The organism is Nocardia sp. NPDC060220, from assembly GCF_042727815.1.
In the GTDB taxonomy this organism is placed as follows: domain Bacteria; phylum Actinomycetota; class Actinomycetes; order Mycobacteriales; family Mycobacteriaceae; genus Nocardia.
The window spans coordinates 1-8,887 of sequence record NZ_JBHWZY010000222.1 but is presented as its reverse complement, the minus strand read 5'-3'; the positions used below and the strand labels follow the sequence as shown (position 1 = coordinate 8,887).

General features: G+C 67.4%; 12 protein-coding genes. 8 read left to right on the top strand and 4 right to left on the bottom strand.

From position 1 onward, the window contains the following. Positions 1-83 precede the first annotated feature (83 nt). The 7 genes from ACFWF3_RS14075 to ACFWF3_RS14045 all read left to right on the top strand — a co-directional run bounded on the left by ACFWF3_RS14075 (position 84) and on the right by ACFWF3_RS14045 (position 4,019). Positions 84-461: a nuclear transport factor 2 family protein gene (locus tag ACFWF3_RS14075; RefSeq protein WP_379313988.1), complete on the top strand. Its 378-nt coding sequence runs from the start codon at positions 84-86 to the stop codon at positions 459-461. A gap of 68 nt (positions 462-529) precedes the next feature. Next, entirely contained in the window at positions 530-718 is a 189-nt protein-coding gene (locus ACFWF3_RS14070; protein ID WP_378995072.1) for a hypothetical protein, read from the top strand. A 75-nt stretch (positions 719-793) separates the two neighbouring features. Beyond that, complete coding sequence (locus ACFWF3_RS14065) at positions 794-1,753, top strand: Acg family FMN-binding oxidoreductase (RefSeq protein ID WP_379313987.1); 960 nt, start codon at positions 794-796, stop codon at positions 1,751-1,753. A gap of 114 nt (positions 1,754-1,867) precedes the next feature. Beyond that, positions 1,868-2,158, top strand: a complete 291-nt coding sequence (locus ACFWF3_RS14060) for a hypothetical protein (protein WP_379313986.1) — start codon at positions 1,868-1,870, stop codon at positions 2,156-2,158. Position 2,159: 1 nt separating this feature from the next. Further along, positions 2,160-2,831, top strand: a complete 672-nt coding sequence (locus ACFWF3_RS14055) for a HemK2/MTQ2 family protein methyltransferase (RefSeq protein ID WP_379313985.1) — start codon at positions 2,160-2,162, stop codon at positions 2,829-2,831. A 13-nt stretch (positions 2,832-2,844) separates the two neighbouring features. After that, positions 2,845-3,024 (top strand): CDGSH iron-sulfur domain-containing protein, encoded by a 180-nt coding sequence (locus ACFWF3_RS14050; RefSeq protein WP_378995063.1) that lies wholly within the window; start codon positions 2,845-2,847, stop codon positions 3,022-3,024. After that, positions 3,021-4,019 (top strand): iron-containing redox enzyme family protein, encoded by a 999-nt coding sequence (locus tag ACFWF3_RS14045; protein WP_379313984.1) that lies wholly within the window; start codon positions 3,021-3,023, stop codon positions 4,017-4,019. Before ACFWF3_RS14050 ends, ACFWF3_RS14045 begins: the two co-directional genes overlap by 4 nt. Here ACFWF3_RS14045 and ACFWF3_RS14040 read toward each other — a convergent pair. The 4 genes from ACFWF3_RS14040 to ACFWF3_RS14025 all read right to left on the bottom strand — a co-directional run bounded on the left by ACFWF3_RS14040 (position 3,994) and on the right by ACFWF3_RS14025 (position 6,430). After that, the gene (locus ACFWF3_RS14040) at positions 3,994-4,422 is read right to left on the bottom strand and encodes an ATP-binding protein (RefSeq protein WP_379313983.1); all 429 of its coding nucleotides are present in this window, start codon (positions 4,420-4,422) and stop codon (positions 3,994-3,996) included. The two genes, ACFWF3_RS14045 and ACFWF3_RS14040, sit on opposite strands and share 26 nt — an antisense overlap. Positions 4,423-4,499: 77 nt before the next feature. Continuing rightward, positions 4,500-4,919 (bottom strand): STAS domain-containing protein, encoded by a 420-nt coding sequence (locus ACFWF3_RS14035; RefSeq protein WP_378995053.1) that lies wholly within the window; start codon positions 4,917-4,919, stop codon positions 4,500-4,502. 136 nt (positions 4,920-5,055) lie between these two features. Then, complete coding sequence (locus tag ACFWF3_RS14030) at positions 5,056-5,895, bottom strand: RNA polymerase sigma factor SigF (protein ID WP_379313982.1); 840 nt, start codon at positions 5,893-5,895, stop codon at positions 5,056-5,058. Positions 5,896-5,992: 97 nt separating this feature from the next. After that, positions 5,993-6,430, bottom strand: a complete 438-nt coding sequence (locus ACFWF3_RS14025; protein ID WP_379313981.1) for an anti-sigma factor — start codon at positions 6,428-6,430, stop codon at positions 5,993-5,995. A gap of 312 nt (positions 6,431-6,742) precedes the next feature. Here ACFWF3_RS14025 and ACFWF3_RS14020 point away from each other — a divergent pair. After that, positions 6,743-8,887: catalase (locus tag ACFWF3_RS14020; protein ID WP_379313980.1), on the top strand; the 2,145-nt coding region annotated here is incomplete at its 3' end.

Below are 8,887 nucleotides of genomic sequence, written 5' to 3'. Positions count from 1 at the left end.
ACGCCCTACCTCTACGCGCTGACGGCGCCGCCTTATCTCTGACACGGTTGACAACGATAACAGGCTGCTTAAAGTTGTCATGCATGTCAGAGATAACTGAACGCGCAGCCCGTCGACTCGTGCTCGACTACACCCGCGACATGGCCCTGTCCGACGAGGACCCCGCCGCGATCGTGGATCGCACCCTGACCGAGGACGTGATCTGGCAGACCGACGGCACCGAGCTCGACCGCGACCGGTTGATCGCGCACGCGTCGCCCGCCCGCAAGAACGTCACCGCCGTCGATGTCACGATCGACGATCTGCTCGTCGACGGCCACCGATTCGCCGCGCGGTGCCGCCTCGACGCCGAACATCGCAAGCTCGGGCACCTGCGGATCGAATGGATCATGATCGGCAGCGTCGCCGGCGACGGACGCGTGCGGCGGATTCATCAACTCGCTGTGACCCCGAAGTCGTAGGAGTGGTCCTGACCACATCGAATGCCCCTATATCCTGGTCTCTTCGCATCACGAGTAGGAGCGTTCCGATGGCCTTGGCTCGACACTGCGACCGCGATGGTTGCGATAGCTGGCAGCGCATCGATCACGACGTCAACCACCGATGGATCACCGTCGACCTCGGTGCGGGCGACGTGCGGCACTTCGATACCCGCGACTGCCTGCTGCACTGGGCAGCGGCCACCAGCGTCCCGACCGAGGTCTCTCCGGCTGTGTAATTTCTCAGATTCGCCACCTAGGGTCGAGTCCAGCCGCAGTACGCCGACCTGTACAGGAAGGAAGACTGGCGAGACATGCCGAGCATCACAACGTGCCGAGACGCACTCGAATTGGCGGTGCGTGCGCCCTCGGTGCACAACACCCAACCGTGGCGCTGGCGGATCCAGCGTGGCCGCGTCGATCTGTTCGCCGACTTCGGGCGTCAGGTCACCGCGACCGACCCCTTGGCACGCGCTCTGGTGGTGAGTTGCGGCGCCGCGCTGCATCATCTCGAGGTGGCGTTCGCCATGCTGGGCTGGCAGGCCGAGATCGATCGGCTGCCCGACCCGGATCGACCCGACCACCTCGCGACGGTGCGGTTCACCCCGCGTCCGCCGTCGGATCGCGATATCCGGCTGGCCGCCGCCATCCACCTGCGCCAATCCGATCGGCGCCGCTATCCTGGCGGGCCGGTGCCCGCGCGTGACCTGCGTGCGGTGTCGCGATGCGCGGCCCCGTTCGGGGCCGCGGCCCGGCACGTCCCCGACAGCATGCTCTCGCAGCTGGCCGCCCCCATGCACCGAGCCGCCGCTCGGCACGCGACCGACACGAACTACCTGGCGGAACTGGAGCAGTGGAGCGGCTGCCACGGCGAGCCCAACGGCGTACCCGCCCGCAACGCACCCGTCGCACGCTCATCGGACGAACTACCGGTGCGGGTGTTCGCCGAAGCGGAACTGTCCGAGTACACCGACGAGCCCGACTCCGCCCACTGGCTGGTCGTGTGCACCCCGCACGATAACCGCGTCTCCCAGCTGCGCGCGGGTCAGGCAACGAGCGCGATCCTGCTGCAGGCCACCTACCTCGGCCTGGCGACGAGCCTGCAATCCGAACCTCTCGGCATGCTGGATCTCCGCGACCAGATCCGCACCACGGTCCTGCAGGAATGCGCCTATCCACACGTCATGATCCGAGTCGGCGTCATGCCGCACGCCGCGGCACCCTTGGAATCCACCCCGCGCCGCCCGGTGACCGAGGTCATCGAAACGAACTGAATCACCTGGTCGATCGGTATTTCGACCGCGTCGGCGCGAGGGCGGCTGATTGCTTCGATGGATTGCGGGCATGTCCACCACAGGGCGGTCTCGTCCTCGAAAAGGAGCTGCGCGATGAATCAGTCAGAGAAACAGTTTCCCGATGACGCTCGGACCACTCGAACCCATGCCGGCGAGTCGATCAGGGACACCAGGAATTGGCCCGGATTGATTCTTGCCGCTATCGGGCTGGTGCTGCTCGGTCTCACGCTCACCGCGGCCGGGTACGGCTTCGGCGGCTGGGCCGTGCTGGCGGGTGTGGCGTGCGCGGTGTGTCTGGTGGTGGGGATCGGGCTCGTGGTCGCCGAGCACCGACGGGTGAAGGCGCAGGAGGGTCTCGCCTTGGGCGAGCCACGGGGACACTGAGATGGTCGTCCTGCGGGCGCCGCGGGTCTACCGGCCGCAGGCCGATACCTGGCTGCTCAGTCGTGCGATGCGTGAAGTGCCGTCGCTGTCCGGCGGGCGGGTGCTCGACGTCTGCTCGGGGACCGGCGCGCTCACCATGGCCGCCGCCGCGGCGGGCGCGAGCAGTCTGACCGCCGTCGACCTGTCCTGGTCGGCGCTGATGTCGACATGGATGAACTGCCGGTTGCGCGGCATCGCGGTGGAGCTGCTGCACGGCGATTTCGGATCCGCGCTGCGGCTGCCGCGCTTCGACGTGGTGGTCGCGAATCCGCCCTATGTTCCCGCGGGCCGGGCGACCGGTCGCGGTGCGGCGCTGGCCTGGGACGCGGGCCCCGACGGCCGAAGTGTGCTCGACCGGTTGTGCGCGATGCTGCCGGACCTGCTCACCGAGCGTGGCGTCGGGTTGATCGTGCATTCGGCGATCAACGACCCCGAGCGCAGCCTGTGCCAACTGCGTGGAATCGGCGCGAACGCCCAGGTCGCGGCGACCGGAACGGTGCCGTTCGGACCGGTCATGCGGTCTCGCGCCGGATGGTTGGCCGCCAACGGCTTCATCCGGCCCGGCCAGCGTGAGGAGGAACTGGTGGTGATCCGTGTCGACCGAACATCGTCTCCCGTCGCCGACCTCGCCTGAGGCGCGGCGGGTCGTGCTCACCGACGGCGGGCCCGCGCTCATCGACGGTCCCGTCGACGTGGTCACCCCCGACGGGACGGTCCTGCACTGCGACCGTTTCGTGGTGGCGCTGTGTCTGTGTCGCCGGTCGAGCACCTACCCGCTGTGCGATACGAGCCACCGGCGCCGGCGTCATCCGAGGAGTACCGAATGACGGCTCTGCGATCACTGCCGCGCCCGCGTGGCGAGTTGTCTGCCGCGGTCACCGAATTGCTCACGCGGACACCGGGTTCGGCGGTTCCCGAGGTCGGCGGACTCGATCCCTACGGCGAGGATCTCCTGCTGACCCTGCACACCTGTTACGAACTGCACTATCAGGGATTCGCCGGTGTCGACGAGAACTGGGAGTGGGATCCCGACCTGCTGCGGCTGCGCCGCGACCTGGAGAACCAGCTGCTCACAGCCCTGCATGCCGATGTCCCCGGCGGCGAGGACGTCGAGGCAGAACTCGACCGTCTCCTCGAACCGACCCGTGACACCGACGGCATCGCGGGATTCCTCGCCGAGCGGGGGACGGCCGATCGGTTGCGCGAATACTTCGTCCACCGCTCGATCTATCACCACATCGAAGCCGACCCGTACGCCTGGGTGATCCCGCGCCTGCGCGGACAGGTGAAAGCGTCGCTGGTGGCGGTCGAGTTCGACGAGTTCGGCGCCGGCCGCGGCGAACGCGTGCACGCGCGACTCTTCGCCGATCTCCTGTCCGGCGCCGACCTCGAGCCGGGCTACCTGCACTACCTCGACACCGTGCCCGCGCCGATGCTGGCGCTGGTGGACATGATGACGTTGTTCGGCCTGCACCGTGGCCTGCGCGGCGCGCTGATCGGCCATTTCGCGACCGCCGAGATCACCTCGCCGCCCGCGTCGCGCCGATTGGCCGAGCTCGCCCGCACGCTGCTCCCGCATCCCGCGTGCGCGCACTTCTACACCGAACACGTCGAAGCCGACGCCGTGCACGAACAGGTGATGCGGCGCGACGTCATCGCCGGATTGCTGGCCACCGAACCCGGCCGAGCTGCCTCGGTCGTGTTCGGCATCCAGGCGACGAACCTGCTCGAGGATCGCTTCGCCGAACACGTCCTGACGTGCTGGAACGCGGATCGCAGCTCGTTGCGCGAGGCACTCAGTGCACCCGCCGCACCTGCGTGAAGGTGATCCCGACGGGGTAACCGCCCTGTTCCCGGTCGTAGGCCTCGTGGTCTGCGGTGAGATGGTCGGTGATCGAGTGCATCACGTGCCAGCCGAAACCGGTCGTGTCGACCGGGTGGTCGCTGTCGCAGACCGCGGAAACCGCGACCCGGATCCGGAATCCGTCGGCGGTGACCTCGCAATGGATCTCGGACTCGGGTACCGCGTCCAGGATCAGGCACGTGGCCGCCTCGTCGAGCGCGACGCGGATATCGGCTACCTCGTCGACCGTGAAACCGGCGATCAAGGCGACAGTTTCGGCGACCGCCCGGAGCATCACAACCTGGCTCAGATCGGCGTCGATCTGGACGCGGGTCGATGTCGCACGGGTCGAGTCGGTGATGATCCGGTCGCTCGAATCCACGATGTCCTCCTCCCGAGCGTGCGCCGGAGTGGCTTCATCGAGCGCATACCCAGGATCAGGGTGATCGAAACGGCCTGTCAGTGACCTGGTTCCGATCGCGAGGCTTCGTCGATCGACAGGTAACACCGGAACAGCGGCCGCACACCGACCAGATCCAGCGCTCGCTCCACCTCACGGGTGCCGGTGAGCAGGCGAATGTCGACCCGGTGCGTCCACGCCTCGACCTTGGCGTCGCGCAGCATCGCCGCGACGCGGATACTCAGGAATTCGGTGTCGCGCAGGTCGATGACGACGACGCGTGCGCCAGAACGCACGGAGCGATCGAGGAGCGAACGGAATCGCGGCATGCGCGCCGCGTCGAGCTCGATGCCGCCCTGGAGTACCCAGCAGCCAGGTCGTCCCGGGTCGCGCAAGGCCGGCTCGGCCGCGGTATCCGCGGAGCAGCCGCGGTACCAGCGCAGCCGACTCGAATGCCGACGATCCGTGACGACAGACATGGAACCTCCTGTGCGACAGGAATGACCGGTCGTCGCTGCCGACAGCCGTCTACCGGCTCGGGGGAGCGGTAGACGAGGACCGGGGTCGGCTGGAGGTCTCAACCTGGAACAATTCTGGCACGTGTCGCCGCCGCTGTCACTGGGTCGACGTCGGCTCGGCGAGCGCTTGCTCACGCAGAAAGGTCAAGGTCCGCGACAGGATCCGCGAGACCTGCATCTGCGAGACACCCAGGTGCTCGGCGATCTGGCCCTGCGTCTGGGACTCGTAGAAACGCATGATCAGCACCTGCCGTTCCTCGGCGGGCAGCGCGGCGATCAGCGGGCGTACCGCCATCGCGTCCTCGGTGAGTTGGTAGCAGGGCTCGTCGCTGCCGAGCGTGTCGGTGATCGGCTGGGTGGAGTTGTCTCGGCCGTCGTGGGTGACGCCGTCGATGGAGTTGGTCTGGTAGCCGTTGCCCGCGACCAGTGTGCGGGTCACCTCGACCAGGTCGACATCGAGTTCGTCGGCGAGTTCGTGCGCGGTGGGGAACCGGCCGAGCCGCTGCGAGAGTTCCTCGGTGGCGGGCCCGATCCTGAGCTGGATCTCCTTGAGCCGGCGCGGCACCCTGACCGCCCACGTGCGATCACGGAAGTGCCTGCGCACCTCACCCATGATCGTCGGGATCGCGAAGGACAGGAATGAGGAGCCGCGGGTGACGTCATAGCGATCTACGGCGAGCACCAGGCCCACCCTGGCGGTCTGCTCGAGGTCGTCGAACTGCTCGCCGCGGCCGTTGAACTTGCGCGCGATGTGATCGGCGAGCGGCAAGCACAGTTCGATGACCTGCGCGCGCACGGTGTCGTGGTGTTCGTCGCCGGGCTCGAGCGCCCGCAGCTTCTCGAACCACGGTTCGATGTTGTCGTAGCTGTCGCCGTGCGAATGCGATCGCCGGGCGGTCGAACGGTCGGCCGAAACTGTCGTTGATTCCCATGTCATCGCTACTTGCCTCACTTCCAGGCGGTTGCAGATGTGTTCATGGGGTACCCACCGGGACCCGGGGCTATGCCCTACTCACGAGGCTAGCGCGCAATGGTCACGACTTGGCAGGTCCGTGCAATCGCCGGATCCAGCCGAATTCGACCGTGGTGGGATAGCCGCCGCGGGCCGCGTCGAACCCGGCGTAGTCGGTGCGCAGCGCGTCGGTCAGCGTCGCGACGACATGCCAGCCGAAGGACTGCTCATCGAGGGCGGCGGGCTCTCGTGCCACTGCGCTCACCCGGGCGCCGAGCGCTCCGTCCCCACCGGTGAACGCGCAGTCGAGCAGGGAGTCCGGCGTCGCGACCAGCATCAACGCGGTGGCGACCTCGTCGAGAGCCAGCAGCAGGTCGGTGACCTCGTCGAGCGCGAAACCACCGACGAGCAGCACTGTCTCGGCGAGGGCGTGCACCATGCTCAGCTGGTCCAGTTCGGCGGGCACCTGGAACCCGACAGTTCTCGAGCGGGGAGCGGTGTCGCGATCTCGAGCCCGCACGCCACCTCCCTCATCCACTACCGTTTGTCGGAGGTTACCCCGTAACCGCCGGGTCACGCCTCGAGCTCATTTCGGGTCGTTGCCCGTCGACTCCGGTTCTCCCGGCCGCCTGCCCCGGGTCTTGCGCATCACCAGCACCGCCGCGACGAGGGCAACCAAAGCCACGATCGCAATTATCTCCATAGGCGCCGCTTACCCCACGAGCCGAGTCCGAACCGCTGTTTGCCCCGCCGATAACGCGGTAGTCCGTCGAAGAAGTGGCAGGCCGATTCTCCGAATTCCCCGCGCGCGACGAAGGGACGACGAAATACCATGACCGACCGCGATATTCCGTCCGAATTCACCCATCCGCCGACTCCGCCCGACGAGGACGCCGCGACACCGTGTGAGCAGGCGGGTCCGGCAGCCGACCAGCAGGGGCCCGCGCTGCGCAGCCCCACGGGTGCGCCGATTCCCGGTGACGCGAGCGTGCGCGCCCAGCAGGGGCCCCGGCTGACCACCCCGCAGGGCGCGGGGGTGGCCGACACCGATCACGCGCTCAAGGCGGGACCGCGCGGCCCGACGCTACTGCAGGACTTCCATCTGCGCGAGAAGATCACCCACTTCGATCACGAACGCATCCCCGAGCGGGTCGTGCACGCTCGTGGCACCGCCGCCCACGGTGTGTTCGTCGCCAACGGCGCCGCCGCGTCGCTGACCCGCGCGAAATTCCTGGCCGCCGACGCGCGCACCCCGGTCTTCGTACGGTTCTCGACGGTGCTCGGCTCACGCGGGTCGGCCGACACGGTGCGCGACACCCGCGGTTTCGCGGTGAAGTTCTATACCGGCGAAGGGGTCTACGACCTGGTCGGTAACAACATTCCGGTGTTCTTCATCCAGGAAGCGATCAAATTCCCCGATGTGATCCACGCAGGAAAGCCCGAGCCGGATCGGGAGATCCCGCAAGCGCAATCCGCCCACGACACTTTCTGGGATTTCGTCACGCTGCACACCGAGGCGACCGCCCATACCTTCTGGAACATGTCGGACCGGGCGCTGCCACGGTCGTTGCGGATGATGGAGGGATTCGGCGTCCACACCTATCGCCTCGTTGCCGAGGACGGCACGACGAGTCTGGTGAAATTCCACTGGAAGCCGCGCCTGGGCGTGCATTCGATGCTGTGGGAGGAAACGCAGCTCACGGCCGGTTTCGACCCGGATTTCCATCGCCGGGATCTGGCCGACACGATCGCGGCGGGCTACGCACCGGAATGGGATTTCGGCGTGCAGGTATTTCCCGACACTCCCGATCACCTCTTCGAGGGCATCGATCTGCTCGACCCGACCAAGATCGTCCCCGAGGAACTCGCGCCGGTGCGGACCATCGGCACCTTGCGGCTCACCGCGAATCCGGAGAATTTCTTCGCCGAAACCGAACAGGTGGCCTTCTGCCCCACACATCTGGTTCCGGGCATCGAGGTCACCGACGACCCACTGCTGCAGGGCAGGCTGTTCTCCTATCTCGACACCCAGATCAGTCGGCTCGGCGGCCCGAATTTCACCCAGTTGCCGATCAATACGCCGCACGCCGACGTCAACGACCTCTTTCGGGACGGGATGCACCAGGGTGCCGTCCACCACGGAGTCGCTGCCTACAAACCCAATTCGCTCGGCGGCGGGTGCCCCTACGCGGCGAGTTTCGCCGGCGAAGCCTTCGTCGAATCGCCGACACCCATTCCGCTGCCGACCGCGAAACTGCGGACCTCCGCCAACAGTGCGGGATCGGTGTCGTTCGCCGACCATTACTCGCAGCCGCGCATGTTCTATCGCAGCCTGACAACCGGCGAACAGCAGCATCTCGCCGATGCGTTCTCCTTCGAACTCGGGAAATGCCAGTCCGAGACGATTCAGCGGCGCGCTCTGCAGATGCTGGTCAATGTCGACGACGGGCTGGCCGACTACGTCGCCGGTCAACTCGGTCTCGACAAGCCCGCCCCGAACAGCGACCATGTCGACCTCGCGCCGAGTCCCGCGTTGTCGCAGCGACACGGCAGTTTCCCGGTGGACGGGCGAACGGTGGCGCTGCTGGTCGATGACACCACCTCGGGCGACGCGATACGGGAGGTCTCGACCGCGCTGGAAGAGGCCAGGGTCCGGCCGATGGTTGTCGCGGCGCGCGGCGGTGTCATCGACGGTGTGCCGGTGGCGCGGACTTTCGCCACGATGCGATCGGTCGAATTCGACGGCGCGCTGTTGCTGGCCGCGCCGGCGGACTCCCGCGTGAACCTGCTGGTCGAGGAGATGTGGCGGCACGGCAAGGCGATCGCCGCGGTCGGCACCGCGGCCTCGGTGCTGCAGCGCAACGACATCGAACCCGATGCACCGGGAATCACGGTCGCCGACGCGGTGGCAGCGACGAGCGCGCTGCTCACCGATCTGGCCGAGCATCGTGCGTGGGCGCGCATCGAAGCCGGCTCC

Coding starts and splice junctions, on each gene's coding strand:
- ACFWF3_RS14045 (WP_379313984.1), top strand. CDS start 3,021: ATGACGGCTCTGCGATCACTGCCGCGCCCGCGTGGCGAGTTGTCTGCC.
- ACFWF3_RS14060 (WP_379313986.1), top strand. CDS start 1,868: ATGAATCAGTCAGAGAAACAGTTTCCCGATGACGCTCGGACCACTCGA.
- ACFWF3_RS14030 (WP_379313982.1), bottom strand. CDS start 5,895: ATGACATGGGAATCAACGACAGTTTCGGCCGACCGTTCGACCGCCCGG.
- ACFWF3_RS14055 (WP_379313985.1), top strand. CDS start 2,160: ATGGTCGTCCTGCGGGCGCCGCGGGTCTACCGGCCGCAGGCCGATACC.
- ACFWF3_RS14070 (WP_378995072.1), top strand. CDS start 530: ATGGCCTTGGCTCGACACTGCGACCGCGATGGTTGCGATAGCTGGCAG.
- ACFWF3_RS14065 (WP_379313987.1), top strand. CDS start 794: ATGCCGAGCATCACAACGTGCCGAGACGCACTCGAATTGGCGGTGCGT.
- ACFWF3_RS14075 (WP_379313988.1), top strand. CDS start 84: ATGTCAGAGATAACTGAACGCGCAGCCCGTCGACTCGTGCTCGACTAC.
- ACFWF3_RS14035 (WP_378995053.1), bottom strand. CDS start 4,919: ATGTCTGTCGTCACGGATCGTCGGCATTCGAGTCGGCTGCGCTGGTAC.